The following is a 24864-nucleotide window of genomic DNA, read 5'->3' on the forward strand; positions in this document are numbered from 1 at the left end:
CTACTCTTTATAGCTTACTTAATTTTCGGCAATACTAGAGGAAAGAATATTGTGATATACTATCCATTTACATAGAAGAATTGAATATTTTAAATTGAGAGGGGTACTTAAATGAGTCAGGAAAAGCAAGTCTTCTCGATAGATTTAGCTGGTCGTCAGCTAACAATTGAAACAAGTCAGCTTGCAAAACAAGCAAACGGAGCAGTATTAGTAAGATACGGCGACACAGCAGTTCTATCTACAGCAACTGCATCAAAAGAGCCAAAAAATGTAGATTTCTTCCCGCTTACAGTAAACTATGAAGAGCGTTTATATGCAGTTGGAAAAATCCCAGGCGGTTTTATTAAGCGCGAAGGCCGTCCAAGTGAAAAAGCAATTTTAGCAAGTCGTTTAATTGACCGTCCAATCCGTCCACTTTTCGCAGATGGTTTCCGTAATGAAGTACAAGTTGTCAGCATCGTAATGAGTGTTGATCAAGACTGTTCTTCTGAGATGGCAGCTATGCTTGGTTCTTCATTAGCATTATCTATTTCAGATATTCCATTTGAAGGTCCAATCGCAGGTGCGACAGTTGGTCGTATTAATGGCGAGTTCGTTATTAATCCAACAGTAGAACAGCAAGAACAAAGTGATATGCACCTTGTTGTAGCTGGTACGAAAGATGCAATTAACATGGTTGAAGCAGGAGCGGATCAAGTACCTGAAGAAACAATGTTAGAAGCAATTATGTTTGGACACGATGAAATTAAACGTCTAATTGCATTCCAAGAAGAGATTGTACAAGCTGTCGGTAAAGAGAAAACAGCAGTGAAACTTTATGAAGTGGATGCTGATTTGAACCAAGCTGTACGTGAAATGGCTGAGACAGATATGCATTCTGCAATTCAAGTGCACGAAAAACATGCACGTGAAGATGCAATTAGCGTAGTGAAAAAGCGTGTAATTGAGCATTACGAAGCTGAGGAAGCTGATGCTGATACATTAGGACAAGTAAGTGAGATTTTATATAAAATTGTAAAAGAAGAAGTACGTCGTCTTATTACAGTTGAAAAAATCCGCCCAGATGGTCGTAAAGGTGACGAAATTCGTCCTTTAGCATCAGAGGTTGGCATTTTATCTCGTACACATGGTTCTGGTCTATTCACACGTGGACAAACGCAAGCATTAAGTATTTGTACATTAGGTGCATTAGGCGATGTGCAAATTTTAGATGGTCTAGGTGTAGAAGAGTCAAAACGCTTTATGCACCATTATAATTTCCCTTCATTTAGTGTTGGTGAAACAAGACCAATGCGTGGACCAGGTCGTCGTGAAATTGGTCACGGAGCACTAGGAGAACGTGCTCTTGAACCTGTACTTCCATCTGAAAAGGATTTCCCATATACAGTTCGTCTTGTATCTGAAGTATTAGAGTCAAATGGTTCTACTTCACAAGCGAGTATTTGCGGTAGTACATTAGCGATGATGGATGCGGGTGTACCACTTAAAGCACCAGTTGCTGGTATTGCAATGGGTCTAGTGAAATCTGGTGAGCATTACACAATTTTAACAGATATTCAAGGAATGGAAGACCATTTAGGTGATATGGACTTTAAAGTAGCAGGTACTGCAAAAGGTGTAACTGCACTACAAATGGACATTAAAATCGATGGTTTATCTCGTGAGATTTTAGAAGAAGCATTACAACAAGCGAAAGTTGGTCGTATGCACATTCTAAATCACATGTTATCTGTTATCGCTGAACCTCGCATTGAGTTATCTGCGTATGCTCCGAAGATTATTACAATGGCAATTAACCCAGATAAAATTCGTGATGTTATTGGACCAAGTGGTAAACAAATCAATAAAATCATTGAAGAAACTGGCGTTAAAATTGACATCGAGCAAGATGGTACAGTATTCATTTCATCAATTAATCAAGAGATGAATGAAAAAGCGAAGAAAATTATCGAAGATATCGTTCGCGAAGTACAAGTAGGCGAAATCTACTTAGGAAAAGTTAAACGCGTTGAAAAATTCGGTGCGTTCGTTGAATTATTTAGCGGTAAAGATGGACTTGTTCACATTTCTGAACTTGCACTTGAGCGTGTAGGTAAGGTAGAAGACGTTGTGAAAATCGGTGATGAGATTTCAGTTAAAGTTATCGAGATTGACAAACAAGGTCGTGTAAACTTATCTAGAAAAGTATTGCTAAAAGAAGAGCAAGAAAAAGAAGCAGCTAAAGAAGAAGCAGCTAAAGAAGAAAACGCACAAGAGCAACAATAAGTGAAAGCCAGTTTAGCTGGCTTTTTTTGTTATGTAAAAAATGTGATTCATTTAGATTTTTATGTGAGTATAGGTATAGTTTTCATCATAACGCTCAAATTAACAAAGATAAGAAGAAAATGGTTTCTTTTTTTATAGTTAATGGGAGGGTTTATATGAAAGCTCGTATATTAGCGTACATATTTATATTTTCTTTATATATGGGTTGTGGCTCTTATTCCGTTTTTGCGCAGGATAACTTGCATGAAGAGATTCAAAAGCATGTAAAACAGTACGAGATTATGCCGCAAAATGCGATGATTGATAAGATTTGGAAGGCGACGCCTGGGTATAATGGAAAACAAGTGGATATAGAAGCGTCCTATAATAATATGAAGAAAATCAAGAAGTTTGATCAAAAACAACTTGAATTTAAGGAAGTATCACCGAGTGTTCACTTAGAAGATTTACCACCAGCTCCCATTTATCGAGGACATCCAAATAAAAAGATGGTGGGATTAACAATTAATGTGGCCTGGGGTAATGAGTATTTGCCACGTATATTAGAGATATTGAAAAAACATGATGTGAAGGCGACTTTCTTTTTAGAAGGACGCTGGGTGAAAGAAAACTTACGATTTGCCAAAATGATTGTCGATGCAAATCAAGAAGTAGGAAATCATTCTTACACACACCCTAATATGAAAACGCTGTCTACAGATGAAATACGAGATCAATTACAAAAAACGAATCGAATGATAGAAGCAGCTACAAATCAGAAAGTGAGATGGTTTGCTCCGCCAAGTGGAAGCTTTCGGGATGAGGTAGTAAAAATAGCGGATGATTTCCAAATGGGGACGATTATGTGGACTGTAGATACAATTGATTGGAAGCGGCCAGAACCGGGTGTGCTATTGCAGAGAGTAATGCGAAAAATACATCCAGGTGCTATTGTGCTAATGCATCCTACTTCACCTACAACAGAAGCGCTAGATACTATGATTAAAAATTTAAAGGAACAAGGATATAAAGTGGGGAATATTACAGAATTACTAGATGAAAAACGTGTGGATTAAATACATTTGCATGACATTCATCTCTAAACTTGTTATCATTAAATAATAGCAATTATTTAGAGAAACTGGCATTAGGAGGAAAGTTTTTGATTAAAAAATATACGTGTAAAAATGGTGTAAGAATTGTTATGGAGAATATACCAACTGTACGCTCGGTTGCGATTGGTGTATGGATCCACGCAGGTTCAAGAAATGAAAATGAAAAAAATAATGGGGTTTCACACTTTTTGGAACATATGTTCTTTAAAGGGACAGAAACGCGAAGTGCAAGAGAGATTGCAGAATCATTTGATAGCATTGGTGGACAAGTAAATGCTTTTACTTCAAAAGAATATACATGTTACTATGCGAAAGTGCTAGATGAGCATGCTAAATATGCATTAGATGTTTTAGCAGATATGTTCTTTAATTCAACATTTGATGAGGAAGAACTGAAAAAAGAGAAGAATGTTGTATGTGAAGAAATAAAAATGTACGAAGATGCGCCAGATGATATTGTGCATGATATGTTAACGAAAGCAACATATGAAACGCATCCGCTTGGATATCCTATTTTAGGAACAGAAGAAACGCTTGAAACATTTACAGGTGATACGTTACGTCAATATATGAAAGATCATTACACACCTGAAAATGTTGTTGTATCAATTGCAGGGAATATTGATGAAGCATTTTTACAAACTGTAGAGCAATATTTCGGTAGTTACGAAGGGACAACAAATCGTGAACAAGTACATAGCCCAATCTTCCATTTCAATAAAGTAGCACGTAAGAAGGAAACAGAACAAGCTCATTTATGTTTAGGATATAAAGGCTTGCAAATGGGACACGAAGATATTTATAACTTAATTGTATTAAATAATGTTTTAGGCGGTAGTATGAGTAGCCGTTTATTCCAAGAAGTACGTGAGCAACGTGGATTGGCGTACTCAGTGTTCTCTTATCACTCTTCTTATGAAGATACAGGAATGTTAACACTTTACGGTGGAACAGGTAGTAAACAATTAGATACACTGTATGAAACAATGCAAGAAACGTTAAATACGTTGAAAAATACAGGTATTACAGAAAAAGAGCTTGTTAACAGTAAAGAACAATTAAAAGGAAACTTAATGTTAAGTTTAGAAAGTACGAATAGTCGTATGAGCCGTAATGGTAAAAACGAATTGCTTCTTCGTAAACATCGTTCTCTTGATGAGATTATTGAAAGTGTAAACACTGTAACAAAGCAAAATGTAGACGAGTTAATTCGCAATATGTTTACCGATGAATTCTCTGCGGCACTTATTAGTCCAGATGGAAAACTGCCAAAAGGAATGAAACTTTAATCGATCTTGTAATTCATTCGCTTTCGGAAATAACCGTATCTCTTTTATATGAGATACGGTTATTTTTTTTATATATGCAGAATAGGTACTTATTATAGGATAACCTTCATAAAAAGTAGGATAGGGGGAGATTTAATGCGTTTAAGTGAATTAAGTGGCAAAGAGATTGTGGATTTAGAAAGAGCAGAAAAAATGGGAGTTTTAGGTCATGCAGATTTAGAAATTGATGAGAGAGATGGAAAAATACAAGCGCTTATTATACCTGCTGGGAAATGGGGAGGTTTTAAAAGAGAACAGCAAGAAGTGAGAGTAGAATGGAGCAAAATAAAGAAGGTTGGAAATGATATGATACTTTGCGATCTTACGAACCATTCAAGATCATAGTGAAAGATGACCATTTTGGTTGTCTTTTTTTTATCTTTATATAAAGAAGATAAATCACGTGTGCTTTTTGTTTTTCAATCACCTCAAACTCGTACATTACATATGATGTGGAGGAAAAAGAAAAAGTAGGCATTTTTCTTATAAATGAAAGAAAAAGAAGGTGAATTAGGGAATGTTGACTGAGATGCATATTGCTGTCATAGGAGGAGATGCACGGCAGCTAGAAGTAATTCGCAAGCTAGTCGAACTGGACGCGAAACTTTCATTAATAGGGTTTGAACAGTTAGATCATGGCTTTACAGGGGCAGCAAAGGAAAGTATACAAGATTTAAATTTCACTTCTTTAGATGCAATTATTTTGCCGGTTGCAGGGACGAATGCCAGAGGAGAAGTAGATACTATTTTTTCAAATGAGAAAGTTTCCATAACGAAAGAACAAATTGAAAAGACGCCAGAAAACTTCACTATATATTCAGGTATTGGTACACCTTACTTGGAAAATCTCGTAGCTACTACAAATCGCAAACTTGTAAAATTATTTGATCGTGATGATGTTGCAATCTATAACTCTATTCCGACCGTAGAAGGTACACTAATGATGGTTATTCAACATACTGATTACACAATTCATGGATCGAATGTAATGGTTTTAGGATTTGGTAGAACTGGTATGAGTGTTGCAAGAGCCTTTCAATCATTAGGAGCACATGTCAAAGTTGGAGCGAGACGTTCGGAACATATTGCTCGTATTACAGAAATGATGTTTTCTCCTTTTCATATGCAAGACATAGAGAAAGAAGTAGGTAATATCGATATTGTTATTAATACAATTCCGCATCTTGTTGTGACAGCGAATGTTCTTTCAAAAATGCCAGCTCATACGCTAGTTATTGATTTAGCTTCTAAGCCAGGTGGCACGGACTTTCGCTATGCGGAGAAGCGTGGAGTGAAGGCACTATTAGCACCTGGTCTTCCTGGGATTGTTGCACCGAAAACAGCAGGACAAATATTAGCGAATGTTCTTTCTCAGTTATTAATAGCAGATGCAATCGCAAAGGAGGATGATGAGAAATGAGTTTGAAGGGAAAACGAATTGGTTTCGGATTTACAGGGTCACATTGTACGTATGAAGAAGTTATGCCACATTTAGAGAAGTTAATTGCAGAAGGTGCAGAAGTACGTCCCGTTGTTTCTTATACTGTCCAATCAACAAATACTAGATTTGGCGAAGGGGAAGAATGGATTAAAAAGATCGAAGAAATAACCGGTTTTAAGGCAATTAATTCAATCGTTGGCGCAGAGCCACTAGGACCGAAAATTCCACTAGATTGCATGGTGATTGCACCACTAACAGGGAATTCGATGAGTAAATTTGCAAATGCAATGACAGACTCTCCAGTATTAATGGCAGCAAAAGCGACGCTTAGAAATGGGAAGCCTGTCGTATTGGCTGTTTCGACGAATGATGCTTTAGGGCTTAATGGAGTAAATCTCATGCGCCTAATGGCTACAAAAGACATCTACTTTGTACCATTTGGCCAAGATGCACCAGAGAAAAAACCGAACTCAATGGTAGCTCGTATGGAGTTACTTGAAGATACAGTATTGGAAGCGCTACAAGGAAAACAATTACAACCTGTTGTTGTAGAAAAATTCAGATATATGAATTAAAAAACGAAAAAAACGTACAATTTTTGTTGAAACCATCATTCTTACTGTAGAATATGATAAAATTAACGTTATTAAGATTAGAGGGGGCATTGTAAGCTCCTTCTAATTCTAAGTTATAGAAGGATTGGTATCTAGAAAGGGGCATAGTGATGGAAAAGCAAAAAACTTTTCATGTCGCTGTAGTTGGAGCAACCGGCGCAGTTGGTGAACAAATGTTAAATACTTTAGAGAAACGAGAATTTCCAATTGGGAAGTTAACGTTACTTTCATCTAAACGATCTGCAGGTAAGAAACTTGTATTTAAAGGCGAAGAATTTACAGTTCAAGAGGCAACTCCTGAAAGTTTTGAAGGAGTAGATATTGCACTATTTAGTGCAGGTGGATCTGTATCGAAACAATTAGCGCCAGAAGCAGCAAAGCGCGGTGCAATTGTTGTTGATAATACAAGTGCATTCCGTATGACAGAAAACGTGCCACTTGTTGTACCTGAAGTAAATGAAAATGATTTAAAAGAACATAATGGTATTATTGCAAATCCAAACTGTTCTACAATTCAAATGGTAGTAGCTCTTGAACCAGTTCGCCAGCAATATGGTTTAAAACGAGTAATCGTTTCCACATATCAAGCTGTATCAGGTGCTGGTGCGGCAGCTATTGAAGAACTTCATGAACAATCACAAGCAATCTTAAATGGCGAAGAAGTAAAGGCGAATGTTTTACCTGTATCAGGTGACGAAAAGCATTTCCAAATCGCTTTTAATGCTATTCCACAGATTGATAAATTCCAAGATAATGGATTTACATTCGAAGAAATGAAAATGATTAATGAAACGAAAAAAATTATGCATATGCCTGAATTAGAAGTAGCTGCGACATGTGTACGTTTACCAGTTGTATCGGGTCATTCCGAGTCTGTGTACATTGAAGTAGATAAAGAAGGCGTAACAGTAGAAGAAATGAAAAACTTACTTGCAAATGCAGAAGGTATTGTACTGCAAGATAATCCAGCAGAGCAGTTATATCCAATGCCAGCTACTGCAGTAGGTAAAAATGAAGTATTCGTTGGAAGAATCCGTAAAGATTTAAATAATGATAAAGGATTCCACCTTTGGGTCGTATCTGATAACTTATTAAAAGGCGCTGCATGGAATTCTGTTCAAATTGCAGAGCGCTTAGTAAAATTACAATTAGTGTAAACGGCTAAGAGAAGGTGCAAAATATGAAAATTATTGTTCAAAAATTTGGTGGTACATCAGTACGTGATGACAATGGGCGCAAGCATGCGCTTCACCATATAAAAAAATCGTTAGCTGCTGGTTATAAAGTAGTTACTGTTGTATCAGCAATGGGCCGTAAAGGTGAACCGTATGCAACTGATACGTTATTAAGTCTTGTAAATCAAGAGGAACCTAATATTTCTAAACGTGAGCAAGATTTATTATTATCATGCGGAGAATTAATCTCAGCAATTGTTTTCTCTAACATGTTGAATGAGAATGGTATAAAAGCAGCAGCATTAAATGGTGCGCAAGCTGGTTTTGTAACGAATAATGACTTTACGAATGCTAAGATTATTGAAATGAATTGCGATCGTATACATGAAGAGTTACAAAATGTAGATGTTATCGTCGTGACTGGATTCCAAGGTCAAACGAAAAATGGAGATACGACAACACTTGGACGCGGAGGTAGTGATACCTCAGCTTCAGCATTAGGTGTTGCGCTTCATGCTGAATATATCGATATCTTCACAGATGTTGAAGGTGTTATGACTGCGGATCCTCGTATCGTAAAAGATGCACGTCATCTTCAAACTGTAACATATAACGAGATTTGTAACATGGCTTATCAGGGTGCGAAAGTTGTTCATCCGCGTGCGGTTGAAATTGCGATGCATGCAAAAGTACCACTTCGTGTACGTTCTACGTATTCTGATAGTGAAGGTACGCTTATTGCGGCATATGATGGTGCTACAAAAGGGCAGGATGTAGAAGAACGTCCTGTTACAGGGATTGCCCATGTGTCAAACGTAACGCAAATTAAAGTGCTTGCAAAAGAAACTGCATATGATTTACAACAACACGTGTTTAAAGAAATGGCTAATGAAGGGATTAGTGTGGATTTAATTAACATTTCTCCTACTGGTGTAGCTTACACAGTAAAGGATAGTGTATCAGCGCGTGCAGTTGAGGTTTTAAAGCAACTTGGATATGATCCAGTGGTGACAGAGCATTGTGCGAAGGTTTCTATCGTTGGTGCTGGAATGGCAGGTATTCCAGGGGTTACAGCGAAAATTGTCACAGCTTTAGCGGAAAAAGGTATTCAAATTCTGCAATCAGCAGATAGTCATACGACAATTTGGGTTCTTGTAAAAGAAGCCGATTTAGTGGAGGCTGTGAATGCATTACATAGTGCATTTGAGCTTTCAAAAGAAAAGCAACTGGAACAATAAGGAGTGAGATCATGATAGATTTTGGGACAATTGCAACCGCGATGGTAACACCGTTTGATAAAAATGGTAATATCGATTTTGCAAAGACAACGAAATTGGTAAATTATTTAATTGATAACGGTACAACAGCAATCGTGGTAGGAGGGACGACTGGAGAATCTCCTACATTAACATCAGAAGAAAAAGTAGCGTTATATCGCCATGTCGTATCTGTTGTCGATAAAAGGGTGCCCGTCATCGCTGGAACAGGTAGCAATAATACGCATGCTTCTGTCGATTTAACAAAAAAGGCAACTGAAGTTGGTGTTGATGCAGTTATGCTAGTGGCACCGTATTATAATAAACCGAGTCAAGAAGGGATGTACCAGCACTTTAAAACAATCGCTGAAAGTACTCCGCTTCCGGTAATGCTATATAATGTTCCAGGACGATCTATTGTACAAATCTCCGTTGATACAGTTGTTCGTTTATCAGAAATAGAAAACATTGTTGCGATTAAAGATGCAGGCGGCGATGTATTAACAATGACAGAAATCATTGAAAAAACAGCGGACGACTTTGCAGTATACAGCGGTGATGATGGTTTAACATTACCAGCTATGGCAATTGGAGCAAAAGGTATTGTTTCTGTAGCATCTCATGTTATCGGGAATGAAATGCAAGAAATGATTGCTGCATTCCAAGCTGGAGAGTTCAAAAAAGCGCAGAAATTACATCAATTACTAGTAAAAGTAACGGATGCACTATTTATGGCGCCGAGCCCAACACCAGTAAAAACAGCATTACAAATGGTGGGATTAGATGTAGGTTCTGTACGTTTGCCACTTCTTCCATTAACGGAAGAAGAAAGAATAACGTTACAATCCGTAATGCAATCTATTCCTCGTTAATAAAAATGACCTAGTGTGAAACTAGGTCATTTTTATTTTGACTAACTATATGTAAGTGATGAAAATTAGCTATAGTTAATAGGCTGTAATAAGAAGGGGATGGCAGGGGGGAGAATTAGTAAGAAACTGATTATAGAGATAAGATTTTTTTAGTGAATATCGTTTCATGTTTATGTAAAGAATTTACATGAATATTTTTCCATCAAACTCTTATTACGTAGGGAAAATAGTAAAACTGATATGAATTTTGCCCTCTTAAATTATAATCTCATTTTAGTGTCTTCTCTTGTCTTTCGCATAATTTAACTTGTGTTCTATTTCTTGTATCAGTTATAATATGGCTAAGTAGCTTAGTACGGGTATGCTTAGCAAAATTGGTAAAAATTAAGATTTAATGAAATTTTCATATCATATCGAATAAGATATTTGATTTATATAATGAAAGAGAGGTGAAACCTGGTTTAAAAAATTAACAAGGACATGATATCGCATAACGGTAAGGACATTCGTCTTGGACGGTGAATATATGGTGGTTGTAGAGTTTCCCCTGGTGTCTCTGCAATTTTAGTGAAATCAGTGTTTGCAAGATTTTTAAACCAGGCAACAACATGAAGAGAAAAGAGAATGAGTCTGTTAAAGTATTTGCTCTTGGCGGAGTAGGTGAAATCGGAAAAAACATGTACTGTGTTGAAATTGATTCTGAAATCTTTATTGTAGATGCCGGATTGATGTTCCCGGGAGATGAAATGTTTGGGATTGATATTGTTATTCCTGACATTACATATTTAGTAGAAAATCAAGAGCGAGTAAAAGGACTATTTATTACCCATGGTCATGAAGATCATATTGGTGGAATTGTTTATGTGCTTCGTAAATTATCTATTCCAGTATATGCGACGAAATTAACGGTAGGACTTATACAAGAAAAGCTTGGCGAAGCAGGAATGTTAGGCCGTGTAGACTTAAAAACAATTGACTCGAATTCAACAGTAGAGTTTAATTCAACAAATGTGTCATTCTTCGGAACGACACATAGTATTCCGGATTCTGTGGGTGTTTGTTTCCATACATCAAAAGGTGCTGTAGTATATACAGGAGACTTTAAATTTGATCAAACTCCAATCGGAAATAGTGGAGCAGATCTTGGGAAAATGGCGCAAATTGGAAATGAAGGCGTACTTTGCTTGTTATCTGATAGTACAAACGCTGAACGTCCTGGTTATACAGGTTCGGAAAAAGAAGTTGGTATAGAGATTTCTAAAGTATTCTATAGTTCAGAAGGACGTATTATTGTTGCTTCATTTGCCTCCAATGTACATCGTATTCAACAAGTGTTTGATGCAGCTGCTGAAACTGGAAGGAAAGTAGCGGTAGTAGGACGTAGCATGGTGAAAGTGGTAGATATTGCAAGACGTCTTGGTTATTTAGATGTTCCAGAAGGTATGGTTATTTCATTACAAGAAATAGACAATTTCCCGGAAAAAAAGGTAGCTATCTTAACGACTGGTAGTCAAGGGGAACCGATGGCAGCCCTTTCTAGAATGGCGAAACAAGCTCATAAACAAATTTCAATTCGTAAAGGTGATACTGTTATTATTGCAGCTTCTCCAATTCCAGGAAATGAAGTATCTGTATCAAAAATTATTGACTTGTTATTTAGATCTGGTGCTGAGGTTATTTATTACGGTGAAAGAAAAGTTCACGTTTCAGGTCATGGTAGCCAAGAAGAATTAAAGCTGATGATAAATTTAATGAAGCCGAAGTATTTTGTACCCGTACATGGTGAGTTCCGTATGCAAAAAGCACATGCGTATTTAGCGGAAGATGTAGGTATTGCGAGAGAGAATATCTTTATCGTAGAAAAAGGCGATGTAATTGCTTTTGGTGACGATGAAGCAAAATTAGCTGGTAAAGTGCAAGCTGGTAATGTTTTAATTGATGGATTAGGTGTAGGTGACGTCGGTAACATCGTTCTTCGAGATAGAAAGATGTTATCTCAAGATGGAATTTTAGTTGTTGTTGTAACACTTGGTAAGGATGAAAAGAAAATAATCTCTGGTCCAGAAATTATTTCACGCGGCTTTGTATATGTTCGTGAATCAGAAGCATTAATCGAACGATCCACAGATATTGTACGTATGATTGTTGAACAATCAATTAAAGAATATACAATTGAATGGTCTATGTTGAAACAAAATATTCGTGAATTATTAGGGCAGTTCTTGTACGAAGAAACGAAGAGAAAGCCAATGATTTTACCGATTATTATGGAAGTATAAAGAAGGTCACCTTTACAGGTGATCTTTTTCTTTTTTAACCCTATCGAATGAAATTCATAACTTAAGAAATAATAGTTATATACGAGTGAAAGGGGATGCGATATGACAGAACGTGATCGTTATACAAATGAAGAAAAAGAAGCTGAGCCGAAAGAAGTTCCAAAAGAGGCTTCTATAGTGGAGAAAATTCAGCAACTTGGACAGACAAATGTACCACAAATGAATGAATCGCGTATTCATTGCTTAACAATTGTTGGGCAGGTGGAAGGTCATATTCAGTTGCCACCACAAAATAAAACAACAAAATATGAACACATCATTCCGCAAATTGTCGCGATTGAACAAAATCCAAAAATTGAAGGTTTACTGTTAATATTAAATACAGTTGGGGGTGACGTTGAAGCTGGATTAGCGATTTCTGAAATGGTGGCTTCGCTTTCAAAACCAACTGTATCTCTTGTTTTAGGAGGAGGGCATTCAATCGGTGTACCGATTGCGGTCTCAACTGATTATTCATTTATTGCCGAAACAGCGACGATGACAATTCATCCAATTCGTTTAACAGGTCTTGTTATAGGTGTGCCACAAACATTTGAGTATTTGGATAAAATGCAAGAAAGAGTCATTCGATTTGTGACAAAGCATTCGAAAGTAACGGAAGATCGTTTTAAAGAGCTTATGTTTGCAAAAGGGAATTTGACGCGAGATATTGGGACGAATGTAATAGGTGGAGATGCAGTGAAGTATGGTCTTATAGATGGTGTCGGTGGTATTGGTAGCGCACTTCGAAAATTAAACGAATTAATTGATGAACGCAAGGATAATAGTACAGAAGGGACAATGCTACAATGATTTTATATACAATTATGCCAGAGCAACTTGTGTATCCGGCCGATTATTCACAATGCGAAAGCCAAAAAGTTGTGAATATAAATGGCGTGGAATTAGTGGTTTCTGAGGAGGATAATCAATGTTACTCTATTGTACGTGTATTAAGTACGAATCCGTCTCACTACCTAGAGTTTGAGCCTGGACAGAAAATTACCTTTTAGCAAAAAGAAGGATTTTGTTTAGGAGCTATGGTATAATATAAAAAACAAGACGGTTGAGCAGCCATGAGTAGGCTGCTTTCTTCTGTTTATTTAACATTTTACAAGAAGTGTAAAAATAGAAGATATAAAGACCTGAAAAATAGAGAGAAAGACATGTAAGTAGATCTTTTTTATAAGAAAGTTGTACTTAATTTCTAGAACACGAGGTGAAGAAATGGCAAAACAAAAGCAAAGAGGGACGAAGGCTAAGGCAAGACGTACGATAAAGCCAACTTTGTATTATGAAATCGTCGGGTTGACTCTTTTTGCACTTTCGATTATTACGATTTTACAGCTAGGTGTTGTAGGGAAATCGTTTGTGTTATTTTTTCGCTTCTTCTTTGGTGAGTGGTACATAATTGGTGTGTTAGGTGTAATAGCTTTATCTGTTGCGTTTGTAATAAAGCGGGGATGGCCCAACCTTTTAAATAAACGGCTAATAGGTGTTTATTTAATTGTACTAGCAATATTAATGTTTAGTCATATTACATTATTTAACCTGCTTACGAAAGATGGAGCTGTGCAAAATACTTCTGTAATTGTTAGTACAAAAGATTACTTCTTCCTTGAAATGAAAAAGGGCCCGGATAGTGTTCATTTAGGTGGTGGTATGTTCGGTGCATTGATGTTCGCAACGTGCTACTTCTTATTTGACGAAGTAGGGGCATATATCATTGGAATTATTTTAGTTATTCTTGGAATACTTTGTATAACAAATAAACATATTGGAGAAGTACTTGCTCCGGTAGGGAGAATTCTTAGAAGTCAGTTTCAAGTAATGCAAGGGGATTATAAAGATTGGAAATCTCAAAGGGTCGCCGAGCAAACTGAAAAGAAAAAAACAACAAGAAGCAAGAGGCGTGAACGTGTTGCTGAACAAGAAGAAGCTATTGAGCCAGTAGAAGAAATAGAAATTGGTCCACCAATTATTTCGAATTTTACTGAGAATTATCCAGTACGTGAAGAGACGGAAAAGCAGATAGAAGAAAATGATTTAATCACTCCTCCGTTTATTGAAGAGGCAGTTCCGCCTGCGCCAGAAGAACAACCTCACAAGAAACGAGGAGAAAAAATCGTTGAATCGCTAGAAGGTGAAACGAAAGCACCTCCTATGCAATTTTCTAATGTGGAAAATAAAGATTATAAGCTTCCTTCGCTTGATATATTAAAGTTTCCCCAAAATAAGCAAGTTACAAATGAAAATGCGGAAATTTATGAAAATGCTCGTAAATTGGAACGTACATTCCAAAGTTTTGGTGTGAAAGCGAAAGTAACAAAAGTACATAGAGGTCCTGCAGTTACGAAATATGAAGTGTATCCTGATATGGGAGTAAAGGTAAGTAAAATTGTTAGTTTAAGTGATGATTTAGCGCTTGCTTTAGCAGCGAAAGACATTCGTATTGAAGCACCTATTCCCGGGAAATCAGCTGTAGGGATTGAGGTTCCGAATTCAGAAGTTTCTATGGTAACGCTGAGAGAAGTTCTTGATTCAAAGGCGAATAACCACCCAGAAGAGAAGTTATTAATCGGTCTTGGACGTGATGTTACAGGAGAGGCTGTATTGGCACGTTTAAATAAAATGCCCCATTTATTAGTAGCTGGTGCGACTGGTAGTGGAAAGAGTGTATGTATTAATGGAATTATTGTAAGTATTTTAATGCGTGCAAAACCGCATGAAGTAAAATTAATGATGATTGATCCGAAAATGGTAGAGTTAAATGTATATAACGGTGTTCCGCACTTATTAACACCAGTCGTAACTGATCCGAAAAAAGCATCACAGGCTTTGAAGAAAGTTGTGAGTGAAATGGAGCGTCGTTATGAATTATTCGCGCATAGCGGTACGCGTAACATTGAAGGATATAATGATTATATTAAAGAACATAATAGCCAATCGGAAGCGAAACAACCTGAATTACCATATATTGTAGTAATTGTGGACGAGTTAGCTGATTTAATGATGGTTGCTTCTTCGGATGTAGAAGATGCGATTATGCGTTTAGCGCAAATGGCACGTGCTGCTGGTATTCATTTAATTATTGCGACTCAGCGCCCGTCAGTTGATGTCATCACAGGTGTTATTAAAGCGAATATTCCATCGCGTATTGCATTTGCTGTATCTTCCCAAATAGATTCTCGAACGATTCTTGACGGTGGTGGTGCAGAAAAGTTGCTAGGTCGTGGAGATATGTTATTCATACCAATTGGTGCATCGAAACCTGTTCGTGTACAAGGGGCATTTTTATCAGATGATGAAGTTGAGAGAGTCGTAGAATCTGTTATTGCGCAGCAAAAAGCGCAATATCAAGAGGATATGATTCCACAAGATGTTCCTGAAACAAAGCAGGAAGTAGAAGATGAATTATACGATGAAGCGGTTCAGCTTGTAGTAGAAATGCAAACAGCATCTGTTTCTATGTTACAACGTAGATTTAGAGTAGGATATACGCGAGCAGCTCGTTTAATTGATGCCATGGAAATGAATGGTGTAGTAGGTCCTTATGAAGGTAGTAAACCAAGGGGAGTACTCATTAAAGATGTGCAAGAAAAAAGTTCTTAAAAAAAGCCTAATTGTTTTTACAATTAGGCTTTTTTATATGCTGTTTTTGTTATATACTATAGTCACCGACTAAGAAAGGGCTTACATTTTTAAGGGTCCTTTAGAATACGAATGCTTATCGTTTTGGTTTTCAAAACGTTCGATATTTAATGTAGAAAAATGTTGAAATCTGTTGACACATATGGGAGCAAGTGGTAAGATTACTTCGAAAAGAATCACTGCCTCATATAATCTTGGAGATAAGGTCCATAAGTTTCTACCTGGCAACCATGAATTGCTAGACTATGAGGGGAAAAGTGTGTAACAAAGGATGTAAGGAATCTTTGTGCCGAACTTTTTCTCTATATGAGAAATGTTTATGGTACAAAGTTTTTTTTATGGAATAAAGTGTGAAAATTTCATCTTGAAAAATTATTAATATTTATTCGATAATTACGCTTATTTTTAGTATTTAGTAATTTATACTATGTTGTAAGTTGAAAAAAGAGAAAAGAAGTCTTACATCAGAGGTCGAATAATTGAAATGCGGGGGAGTCTTATGTCAGTAAAATCCGATAGTCGTCACCTATATTTGCGGGTGATTGATCACATCAAAGGAAAAATTAAAGATGGGGCTTACAAAGAAAAACAAAAGTTACCTTCAGAGTTTGATCTAGCGAAAGAACTTGGTGTAAGTAGGGCAACTTTAAGGGAAGCACTACGTATTTTAGAAGAAGAAAATGTTGTTATTCGTAGACATGGTGTAGGGACATTTGTAAATGCGAAGCCGTTATTTTCTTCCGGAATAGAGCAACTTTCTAGTATTACAGATATGATTTCTAGTGTGGGGAAAACACCAGGAACAATCTTTTTATCATCATCTACAACAACTTTAACAGAAGAAGAAAAAGAGAAATTTAATTGTGAAGATGCTTTTAGCGCAGTAATGATTGAACGTGTTCGTACAGCGGATGGGGAACCAGTTGTATATTGCATTGATAAACTGGCAAAAGAGATATTACCAGATTTATCGGGATACAATGAGGAATCGCTGCTTACAGTAATACATAATAATACGCACAAGCGTATCACATACGCAGTTGCTCACATTGAACCGATTGGTTATCACCCGAAAATTTCACCGATTTTAGAATGTGAACCTGAAACGGCACTGCTAGTTTTAAAACAAATGCACTATGATCAAAATGATGAGCCAATCTTATATTCTATTAATTACTTTAGAGCTGATAAGTTTAGCTTCCACGTATTAAGAAAACGTATGTAGGGAAGTTCCTTTTTAGGGAGGTGACAGCAAGAAGTAAGGGACAGCAGCGTATGAATCATTAGACAAAACATTTCAGGAGGGGTTTCTAGTATGAAGAAAAAAACAGGTCTTTTATTATCGTTAACGTTAGCAGCAAGTACAGTGTTAGGTGCATGTGGTAACTCGGATAAAGCGGATAGTGACAAAAAAGGGGATAAAGAGTTTAAGGTTGGTATGGTTACAGATGTTGGGGGCGTTGATGACAAATCATTTAACCAATCTTCTTGGGAAGGATTACAACAGTTTGGTAAAGATAATGGATTAAAAGAGAAGACAAATTATCGTTATCTTCAATCTGAAAAAGAAGCGGATTATATTCCGAACTTAAAGAAATTTTCAAAAGATAAGTATGATTTAGCTTTCGGTATTGGGTATAAATTAGAGGGAGCAATTAAAGAAGTAGCAAAAGAATCTCCAAAACAACAATTTGCAATTGTTGATACTGTTGTAGATGCACCAAACGTAACAAGTATTACATTTAAAGATCATGAAGGGTCATTCCTTGTAGGTGCGGTGGCAGCTATGTCAACAAAATCGAATAAAGTAGGATTTGTTGGTGGAATGAAGAGTGATTTAATTAGTAAATTCGAGAATGGATTTAAAGCTGGTGCTAAGGCAGTGAATCCAAATATTGAAATCGTATCTGAATATGCTGAAGCATTCGATAAACCTGAAAAAGGTACAGTTCTTGCGTCAGCAATGTATGGTCAAGGCGTAGATGTTATTTATCATGCTGCTGGTGGTACAGGTAACGGTGTATTCACTGAAGCGAAAAACCGTAAGAAAAAAGGTGAAAACGTTTGGGTAATCGGTGTTGACCGTGACCAAAATCAAGAAGGTATGCCTGAAAACGTAACATTAACTTCAATGGTAAAACGTGTTGATATAGCTGTACAAAAAGTAGCAAAAGAAGCGAAAGATGGAAAATTAAAAGGTGGTAAAATTGAAGCGTTTGGCTTAAAAGATGACGGTGTTGGTATTGCAAAAACAACTGATAACGTGAAAAAAGTTAACCCTGAGATTTTAACAAAAGTAGAAGAATTTGAAAAGAAAATTACAGCTGGAGAAATTAAAGTACCAGCTACAGATAAAGAATATAAAGAATATGAAGCTTCTCTAAAAAAATAAAGATAGAGAAATAGCAAAGGTTAGTTCTTAGAACTAACCTTTGTATGTATAAAACTTCCAAATTGCTTAATAAGTTAATAGTGTAATAGGGGAATGTTCCCTGTTAAAAGGAGGAACGAAATGGAATACGTAATTGAGATGAATAATATTACGAAAGTATTCCCAGGCATTGTAGCGAATGATGATATTACGCTGCAAGTAAAACAGGGAGAAATACATGCTTTACTTGGAGAAAATGGTGCAGGGAAATCCACATTGATGAATGTACTATTCGGTTTGTATCAGCCAGAACAGGGTGAAATTAAAATTAAAGGAACACCTGTAAAAATTACAAATCCGAATATTGCGAATGATCTTGGTATTGGGATGGTCCATCAACATTTTATGCTTGTTCATAATTTTACAGTTACAGAGAATATCATTCTCGGTAATGAACCGAAGAAAAAAGGGAAAATAGCTGTTGAAGAAGCTGCTAAAGAGATTCAAAAGTTGTCTGAACAATATGGTTTAGCTGTAGATCCATACGCGAAAATACAGGATATTTCTGTTGGTATGCAACAGCGTGTTGAAATTTTAAAAACACTTTACCGTGGAGCGGAAATTTTAATATTTGATGAACCGACTGCAGTGTTAACACCACAAGAAATTCATGAATTGATTCAAATTATGAAAAAGCTTGTGCAAGAAGGAAAATCTATCATTCTTATTACTCATAAATTGAAAGAAATTATGGAAGTTTGCGATCGTTGTACAATTATTCGCAAAGGAAAAGGGATTGGAACTGTTGACGTTGCAAATACGGATGAACATAAACTTGCAGAATTAATGGTCGGACGTCAAGTGAATTTTAAAACAGAAAAAATAGACGCTACGCCCAAAGAAGAGGTACTTTCTATTGCAAATCTTGTTGTTCACGATGCACGCCAACTGCCTTCTGTAAAAGGCCTTGACTTAACTGTTCGTGCGGGGGAAATTGTTGGTATTGCAGGAATCGATGGAAATGGACAAAGCGAATTAATAGAAGCAATTACTGGTTTACGAAAAGTTGAGTCAGGTTCTATTGCAATTAAAGGGAAAGAAATAACGAATTGGCCTGTTCGAAGAATTACAGAAGAAGGAATTGGTCATATTCCAGAAGATCGTCATAAGCACGGACTAGTTCTTGATTTTTCTGTTAGAGACAATATAGTTTTGCAAACGTACTATAAAAATCCATTTTCAAAGAAGGGGATTTTAAACTTTAGCAAAATCACAGGGAAAGCGAAGGCACTTATTGAACAGTTCGATGTACGTACACCTAGCGAACAAACATTAGCGCGTGCTCTATCTGGTGGGAATCAGCAGAAAGCTATTATTGCACGTGAAGTAGATCGTAATCCGGATTTATTAATTGCAGCACAGCCAACACGTGGTTTAGATGTAGGTGCAATTGAATTTATTCATAAAAAATTAATCGAGCAGAGAGATAATGGGAAAGCGGTTCTTCTTTTATCTTTAGAATTAGAAGAAATTTTAAATGTGAGTGATCGGGTTGCGGTTATCTATGAAGGGAAAATTGTAGCAATTGTGAATGCGAAAGGCACAAATGAACAACAGCTTGGTTTGCTAATGGCTGGAGGAACAGAGAAAGAGCAGGTGGGTACAAATGGCTAAAAAACTTTTAACAGAGCGAACGATAAATATTTTAGTCCCAGTACTATCCGTTATTTTTGGTTTAATTGTTGGAGCGATTGTAATGCTGGTTAGTGGCTATGATCCAATTGTTGGTTATAGTGCGCTTTGGACAGGTATGTTCGGCAGTGCTAGTGCGATTGGTGAGACACTTCGCACTATGATACCACTTATTCTTGCTGGATTATCGGTGGCGTTTGCATTTCGTACAGGTTTATTTAATATCGGGGTAGAGGGTCAACTATTAGTTGGTTGGCTTGCGGCAGTTTGGTTCGGTTATGCGGTCTCACTACCAGCGTTTCTTCATATTCCATTATCTATTTTATTTGCAGCAATGGTGGGTGGAATATGGGGCTTTATTCCTGGTTATTTAAAAGGGAAGTTTAAGGTTAATGAAGTTATTGTAACAATAATGATGAACTATATCGCGTTATATGTAACGTATGACATAATTAAACGCTTTTTACATGAGGGCAATGATAAAACATACGATATTAAAGCGAGTGCATCTTTATCTTCAGATTGGTTAGCTGCAATAACTGATGGTTCACGTCTTCACTGGGGAATTATTGTTGCAATTTTAGTAGCAATCTTAATGTGGTTCTTATTAGATCGAACAACTCTAGGTTATGAATTAAAGTCAGTAGGATTTAATCAACATGCTTCTCAATATGCAGGTATGAAGGTTTCTCGTAATGTAGTATTCTCCATGACAATTGCTGGTGCATTTGCTGGGATTGGTGGAGCAATGGAAGGGTTAGGAACATTCCAAAGCATGACAGCAATGTCTTCATTTACAGGGATTGGATTTGACGGAATTGCCGTAGCGCTTCTTGGAGGAAATAATCCATTTGGTATTATCCTTTCAGCATTGTTATTTGGTGGTTTGAAAAGTGCTTCCCCTCAAATGAACTTTGAGGCAGATGTACCATCAGAACTTATTAACGTAATTATTGCATGTATTATCTTCTTTGTTGCATGTAGTTATGTTTTAAGATGGGCGCTTACACGCATGAGCAAGGAGGGGAAATAAATGAGCTTTTTAGATATATTAGCCATTCTTGTGACAGGTACGTTATATACATCAGCACCTTTAATTTTTACAGCATTAGGTGGTGTATTTAGTGAACGATCAGGTGTTGTAAATATTGCGTTAGAAGGACTAATGCTATTTGGTGCATTTGTTGGAATTGTTACAACCTTATTAATGGGTGATACTTGGGGAACGATGACTCCATGGATTGCATTACTATTTGCGGCAATTGGTGGTGGATTATTTGCATTACTTCACGCGGTAGCATCTATTACGTTCCGTGCTGATCAGGTTGTAAGTGGTGTAGCGATTAACTTCTTATCTCTTGGTTTAACAGTATTTGCGATTAAGAAGATTTTTGATAAAGGGCAGACAGATTTTATTCAATACCGTATTGAAAAAATCGATGTCCCAGGTCTATCAGATATTCCAGTTATCGGAAAAATATTTTTCTCAAACGTACCGTTAACATCGTATATTGCCATTATTTTAGCATTTGTTGTTTGGTACATTATTTATAAAACACCGTTCGGTCTTCGTCTACGTGCTGTTGGTGAACATCCAATGGCAGCAGATACGATGGGGATTAATGTATATAAAATGCGTTATATTGCAGTTTGTATATCTGGAATGTTTGCAGGAGTGGGTGGTGCGGTCTTCGCAATGTCGATTTCTGGTAACTTCTCAGGTGCTACAATTACTGGACAAGGTTTCTTAGCACTAGCAGCTATGATCTTTGGTAAATGGAATCCACTTGGTGCTCTTGGAGCAGCATTGTTCTTCGGATTTGCTCAATCACTTGGGATAACAGGTGGTACAATTCCTATATTAAAAGAAATTCCAAGTGTATTCTTAACGATATTACCGTATGTATTTACAATATTAGCACTTGTTGGTTTTGTAGGCCGATCTGAAGCTCCAAAAGCATTAGGAACGCCTTATGAAAAAGGAAAACGATGAGTATTTAGAAAGTATAAAAAAAGCTCGCACATTAGTGCGGGCTTTTTTACATAGAATATATTTAATACGGAATTTTACTATGTTCCTTACATATTAAAGTTTTTAGAAAGACTCAAATGTAAGCATAATAAGGAAGAAAAGTTGATTTTTTATTTCTAAAAACTGTATATTGAAGAGGAATATTCCTACATACGTAAAGGAGGGCTATTAATGAAACTAATGGAACAGCAACTGCATGAATTAGGTGGCTTGCGAGTACATATTATTCCGACTGATAAATTTAAAACAAATACCTTTGTATTTCGTTTTAAAGCACCTTTAAATGAGGAGACGGTGACAGAGCGTGCCCTATTGCCGTACGTATTGCAAAGTGCGACAGAAAAACTGCCTTCTGTAATTCGTCTTCGTCAATATTTAGAAGAATTATATGGATCTTCTTTAGCGGTAGATGTAAGTAAAAAAGGGGAAGACCATATCATCTCTATTTATGTAGACATTGCAAATGAAACATATTTACGCGATGCACCACCGTTATTTGAAAAAGCGCTTTCTATGTTATCTGATATTGTTTTACATCCAGCAACAGAAGGGGACGGTTTTCTATCTTCTATTGTAGAAAGTGAGAAACGAGCACTCTTGCAACGAATTGAAGCTACTTATGATGATAAAATGCGTTATGCAAATGAGCGTTTAATTGCAGAAATGTGCAAAGTAGAACCATATCGCTTAAGTGCAAATGGAAAAAAAGAAAGTGTTGCTTCTATTACAAATGAAAGTTTGTACCAATATTATCAAAAAGTGTTAGCTGAAGATGAAATGGATTTATATATCATTGGTGATATTTCGGAAGATGCTGTGGAGCTTGTAAATAAGTATTTTTCGATCTCACCTTGCGCTATGAAAGAGAGAAATGTACTTCTTCATAAACGAAATAATGAAGAAAAAGAAATTGTTGAAAAACAAGAACTAAAGCAAAGTAAATTAAATATCGGCTATCGCACATTCATTACGTATAAAGATGAAGATTATTTTGCATTACAATTGTTTAACGGATTATTTGGAGGGTTTTCTCATTCGAAGTTATTCGTAAATGTCCGTGAAAAAAATAGTTTAGCGTACTATGCAGCATCGAGATTTGAAAGTCATAAAGGTTTGCTCTTCGTTATGTCTGGAATTGAAGCGAAGAACTTTGAAAAAGCTGTTGAAATTATTAAAGAACAGATGAAAGCAATGCAAAGCGGTGATTTTTCAGAGGAAGAGATTCAGCAAACGAAAAGTGTAATTCAAAATCAAATCTTAGAGGCAATTGATACACCACGTGGTTTTGTTGAAATGCTTTATCACGGGGTGATTTCAGAGCGTACGCGTCCAGTTGAAGAATGGCTAACGGGCATAGAAAGCGTGACGAAAGAAGAGATTGTGAAAGTTGCTAATAATATTGAACTAGATACAATTTACTTTTTACATGGAACGGAGGGAGAATAAATGGAGAAAATTGTGTATGAGCAATTAAAAGAGACGCTATATTATGAAAAACTTCCGAATGGATTAGACGTATATATCTTACCGAAACAAGGCTTCAACAAAACATTTGCAACATTTACGACGAAGTACGGTTCTGTTGATAATACATTTGTACCGCTTGGAAAAGAAGACATGACTCGTGTACCAGATGGAATTGCTCATTTCCTTGAGCATAAATTGTTTGAAAAAGAGGACCATGACGCGTTTCAATTGTTTAGTAAACAAGGTGCTTCAGCGAACGCTTTTACATCTTTTACAAGAACCGCTTATCTCTTTTCCTGTACATCAAATGTAGAGAGAAATTTAAATACGTTGTTAGACTTTGTACAAGAACCGTATTTCTCTGAAAAAACGGTTGAAAAAGAAAAAGGTATTATCGGTCAAGAAATTCAAATGTACCAAGATAACCCAGACTGGCGTTTATACTTTGGGTTAATCGATAGTTTGTTTGTGAAACATCCAATTAAAATTGATATTGCAGGGACGATTGAGTCTATTAGTAAAATTACAAAAGACCTACTGTATGAATGTTATGAGACTTTTTACCATCCGAGCAACATGTTATTATTTGTTGTTGGAGCGATTGATCCTGAAAAAACAATGGATTTAGTTCGTGAAAATCAAGCGAAAAAAGATTACGAAAATCAACCAGAAATCGTTCGCTCTTTTGAAGAGGAACCAGAAGAAGTAAATGAAAAGAAAAAGATTATTTCAATGCCTGTTCAAACTCCAAAATGTTTAGTTGGTATTAAGGCAACGAATTTAAAAGAAAAAGGGCAAGCTCTGTTAAAACAAGAAATTGCACTTACATTACTTTTAGATTATTTATTTGGAAAAGGGTCAGTTCATTACGAATCTTTATATAATGAAGGTCTTATTGATGATTCGTTCTCGTATGACTATACAGAAGAAAATAACTTCGGTTTTGCAATGGTTGGTGGAGATACGAAGCACCCTGATGAATTGGCAGAGCGATTAAAAGGTATTTTACTACAAACGAATTATGATCAGTTAGATGAGACTGCGCTGGAACGGGTGAAGAAAAAGAAAATTGGCGGATTTTTACGATCGTTGAATTCACCTGAATATATTGCAAATCAGTTTACACGATATGCGTTTAATGAATCTAGTTTATTTGATGCTCTTACAGTGTTAGAAGGATTAACTGTTCAAGACCTACAACAAGCAGCAAAAACATTATTAATTGAAGAGAAAATGAGTGTCTGCCAAGTGTTACCAAAAAAATGAAGTAATATGTGAATAAAAAACG

Annotated in this window: 20 protein-coding genes and 1 riboswitch; all 20 genes read left to right on the forward strand. The window is 36.4% G+C overall.

Annotated features, from left to right (window positions below; all coding sequences use genetic code 11):
- The first annotated feature begins 111 nt into the window (after nt 1-111).
- The 20 genes from pnp to yfmH all read left to right on the forward strand — a co-directional run bounded on the left by pnp (nt 112) and on the right by yfmH (nt 24842).
- On the forward strand, nt 112-2265 hold the full coding sequence (gene pnp / locus AC0IXC_RS12830; protein WP_002033682.1) for a polyribonucleotide nucleotidyltransferase: 2154 nt from the start codon (nt 112-114) through the stop codon (nt 2263-2265).
- A 155-nt stretch (nt 2266-2420) separates the two neighbouring features.
- The gene (locus AC0IXC_RS12835; RefSeq protein ID WP_193651947.1) at nt 2421-3320 is read left to right on the forward strand and encodes a polysaccharide deacetylase family protein; all 900 of its coding nucleotides are present in this window, start codon (nt 2421-2423) and stop codon (nt 3318-3320) included.
- An 86-nt stretch (nt 3321-3406) separates the two neighbouring features.
- The gene (locus AC0IXC_RS12840) at nt 3407-4648 is read left to right on the forward strand and encodes a M16 family metallopeptidase (RefSeq protein ID WP_085312221.1); all 1242 of its coding nucleotides are present in this window, start codon (nt 3407-3409) and stop codon (nt 4646-4648) included.
- A gap of 135 nt (nt 4649-4783) precedes the next feature.
- Entirely contained in the window at nt 4784-5032 is a 249-nt protein-coding gene (locus AC0IXC_RS12845; protein ID WP_002014571.1) for a YlmC/YmxH family sporulation protein, read from the forward strand.
- 172 nt (nt 5033-5204) lie between these two features.
- A complete protein-coding gene (dpaA, locus tag AC0IXC_RS12850) occupies nt 5205-6107 on the forward strand; it encodes a dipicolinic acid synthetase subunit A (RefSeq protein WP_002088148.1) in 903 nt (300 codons plus the stop codon).
- The gene (gene dpaB / locus AC0IXC_RS12855; protein ID WP_002111357.1) at nt 6104-6703 is read left to right on the forward strand and encodes a dipicolinate synthase subunit B; all 600 of its coding nucleotides are present in this window, start codon (nt 6104-6106) and stop codon (nt 6701-6703) included. The genes dpaA and dpaB overlap by 4 nt, the downstream gene beginning before the upstream one ends.
- Before the next feature lie 149 nt (nt 6704-6852).
- Nucleotides 6853-7899: an aspartate-semialdehyde dehydrogenase gene (gene asd / locus AC0IXC_RS12860; RefSeq protein WP_002014577.1), complete on the forward strand. Its 1047-nt coding sequence runs from the start codon at nt 6853-6855 to the stop codon at nt 7897-7899.
- A 23-nt stretch (nt 7900-7922) separates the two neighbouring features.
- Complete coding sequence (gene dapG / locus AC0IXC_RS12865; RefSeq protein WP_002088068.1) at nt 7923-9155, forward strand: aspartate kinase; 1233 nt, start codon at nt 7923-7925, stop codon at nt 9153-9155.
- An 11-nt stretch (nt 9156-9166) separates the two neighbouring features.
- Nucleotides 9167-10045: a 4-hydroxy-tetrahydrodipicolinate synthase gene (gene dapA / locus AC0IXC_RS12870; protein WP_002014579.1), complete on the forward strand. Its 879-nt coding sequence runs from the start codon at nt 9167-9169 to the stop codon at nt 10043-10045.
- A gap of 608 nt (nt 10046-10653) precedes the next feature.
- Nucleotides 10654-12324 (forward strand): ribonuclease J, encoded by a 1671-nt coding sequence (locus AC0IXC_RS12875; RefSeq protein ID WP_002014581.1) that lies wholly within the window; start codon nt 10654-10656, stop codon nt 12322-12324.
- Between the two features lie 102 nt (nt 12325-12426).
- Nucleotides 12427-13176: a translocation-enhancing protein TepA gene (gene tepA, locus AC0IXC_RS12880; RefSeq protein ID WP_002014582.1), complete on the forward strand. Its 750-nt coding sequence runs from the start codon at nt 12427-12429 to the stop codon at nt 13174-13176.
- The gene (locus tag AC0IXC_RS12885; protein ID WP_002088064.1) at nt 13173-13376 is read left to right on the forward strand and encodes a YlzJ-like family protein; all 204 of its coding nucleotides are present in this window, start codon (nt 13173-13175) and stop codon (nt 13374-13376) included. Before tepA ends, AC0IXC_RS12885 begins: the two co-directional genes overlap by 4 nt.
- A 214-nt stretch (nt 13377-13590) precedes the next feature.
- Complete coding sequence (locus AC0IXC_RS12890) at nt 13591-15975, forward strand: DNA translocase FtsK (RefSeq protein ID WP_002014584.1); 2385 nt, start codon at nt 13591-13593, stop codon at nt 15973-15975.
- Between the two features lie 203 nt (nt 15976-16178).
- Nucleotides 16179-16280: riboswitch (purine riboswitch) on the forward strand.
- A 233-nt stretch (nt 16281-16513) separates the two neighbouring features.
- Entirely contained in the window at nt 16514-17239 is a 726-nt protein-coding gene (locus AC0IXC_RS12895) for a GntR family transcriptional regulator (protein ID WP_002088063.1), read from the forward strand.
- 90 nt (nt 17240-17329) lie between these two features.
- Nucleotides 17330-18406, forward strand: a complete 1077-nt coding sequence (locus AC0IXC_RS12900; RefSeq protein WP_002190493.1) for a BMP family lipoprotein — start codon at nt 17330-17332, stop codon at nt 18404-18406.
- A gap of 120 nt (nt 18407-18526) precedes the next feature.
- Nucleotides 18527-20059, forward strand: coding sequence for an ABC transporter ATP-binding protein (locus AC0IXC_RS12905; protein ID WP_113769746.1), 1533 nt, complete (start codon nt 18527-18529; stop codon nt 20057-20059).
- On the forward strand, nt 20052-21110 hold the full coding sequence (locus AC0IXC_RS12910) for an ABC transporter permease (protein WP_002190491.1): 1059 nt from the start codon (nt 20052-20054) through the stop codon (nt 21108-21110). The genes AC0IXC_RS12905 and AC0IXC_RS12910 overlap by 8 nt, the downstream gene beginning before the upstream one ends.
- Nucleotides 21111-22070 (forward strand): ABC transporter permease, encoded by a 960-nt coding sequence (locus tag AC0IXC_RS12915; RefSeq protein ID WP_002033690.1) that lies wholly within the window; start codon nt 21111-21113, stop codon nt 22068-22070. It abuts the gene before it with no gap.
- Nucleotides 22071-22280: 210 nt separating this feature from the next.
- Nucleotides 22281-23555 (forward strand): EF-P 5-aminopentanol modification-associated protein YfmF, encoded by a 1275-nt coding sequence (yfmF, locus tag AC0IXC_RS12920; protein WP_471652928.1) that lies wholly within the window; start codon nt 22281-22283, stop codon nt 23553-23555.
- Nucleotides 23556-24842 carry an EF-P 5-aminopentanol modification-associated protein YfmH gene (gene yfmH / locus AC0IXC_RS12925; protein ID WP_002014592.1) on the forward strand — a complete coding sequence of 429 codons (1287 nt, stop codon included), beginning with the start codon at nt 23556-23558 and terminating at the stop codon, nt 24840-24842.
- Nucleotides 24843-24864: the final 22 nt, after the last annotated feature.

The sequence above is a fragment of the Bacillus sp. AC266 genome (assembly GCF_979253805.1).

Bases quoted from the DNA above. Each gene is read 5' to 3' on its own strand.
- pnp (WP_002033682.1), top strand. From the start codon at position 112: ATGAGTCAGGAAAAGCAAGTCTTCTCGATAGATTTAGCTGGTCGTCAG.
- AC0IXC_RS12835 (WP_193651947.1), top strand. From the start codon at position 2,421: ATGAAAGCTCGTATATTAGCGTACATATTTATATTTTCTTTATATATG.
- AC0IXC_RS12845 (WP_002014571.1), top strand. From the start codon at position 4,784: ATGCGTTTAAGTGAATTAAGTGGCAAAGAGATTGTGGATTTAGAAAGA.
- dpaA (WP_002088148.1), top strand. From the start codon at position 5,205: ATGTTGACTGAGATGCATATTGCTGTCATAGGAGGAGATGCACGGCAG.
- dpaB (WP_002111357.1), top strand. From the start codon at position 6,104: ATGAGTTTGAAGGGAAAACGAATTGGTTTCGGATTTACAGGGTCACAT.
- asd (WP_002014577.1), top strand. From the start codon at position 6,853: ATGGAAAAGCAAAAAACTTTTCATGTCGCTGTAGTTGGAGCAACCGGC.
- dapG (WP_002088068.1), top strand. From the start codon at position 7,923: ATGAAAATTATTGTTCAAAAATTTGGTGGTACATCAGTACGTGATGAC.
- dapA (WP_002014579.1), top strand. From the start codon at position 9,167: ATGATAGATTTTGGGACAATTGCAACCGCGATGGTAACACCGTTTGAT.
- AC0IXC_RS12875 (WP_002014581.1), top strand. From the start codon at position 10,654: ATGAAGAGAAAAGAGAATGAGTCTGTTAAAGTATTTGCTCTTGGCGGA.
- tepA (WP_002014582.1), top strand. From the start codon at position 12,427: ATGACAGAACGTGATCGTTATACAAATGAAGAAAAAGAAGCTGAGCCG.
- AC0IXC_RS12885 (WP_002088064.1), top strand. From the start codon at position 13,173: ATGATTTTATATACAATTATGCCAGAGCAACTTGTGTATCCGGCCGAT.
- AC0IXC_RS12890 (WP_002014584.1), top strand. From the start codon at position 13,591: ATGGCAAAACAAAAGCAAAGAGGGACGAAGGCTAAGGCAAGACGTACG.
- AC0IXC_RS12895 (WP_002088063.1), top strand. From the start codon at position 16,514: ATGTCAGTAAAATCCGATAGTCGTCACCTATATTTGCGGGTGATTGAT.
- AC0IXC_RS12900 (WP_002190493.1), top strand. From the start codon at position 17,330: ATGAAGAAAAAAACAGGTCTTTTATTATCGTTAACGTTAGCAGCAAGT.
- AC0IXC_RS12905 (WP_113769746.1), top strand. From the start codon at position 18,527: ATGGAATACGTAATTGAGATGAATAATATTACGAAAGTATTCCCAGGC.
- AC0IXC_RS12910 (WP_002190491.1), top strand. From the start codon at position 20,052: ATGGCTAAAAAACTTTTAACAGAGCGAACGATAAATATTTTAGTCCCA.
- AC0IXC_RS12915 (WP_002033690.1), top strand. From the start codon at position 21,111: ATGAGCTTTTTAGATATATTAGCCATTCTTGTGACAGGTACGTTATAT.
- yfmF (WP_471652928.1), top strand. From the start codon at position 22,281: ATGAAACTAATGGAACAGCAACTGCATGAATTAGGTGGCTTGCGAGTA.
- yfmH (WP_002014592.1), top strand. From the start codon at position 23,556: ATGGAGAAAATTGTGTATGAGCAATTAAAAGAGACGCTATATTATGAA.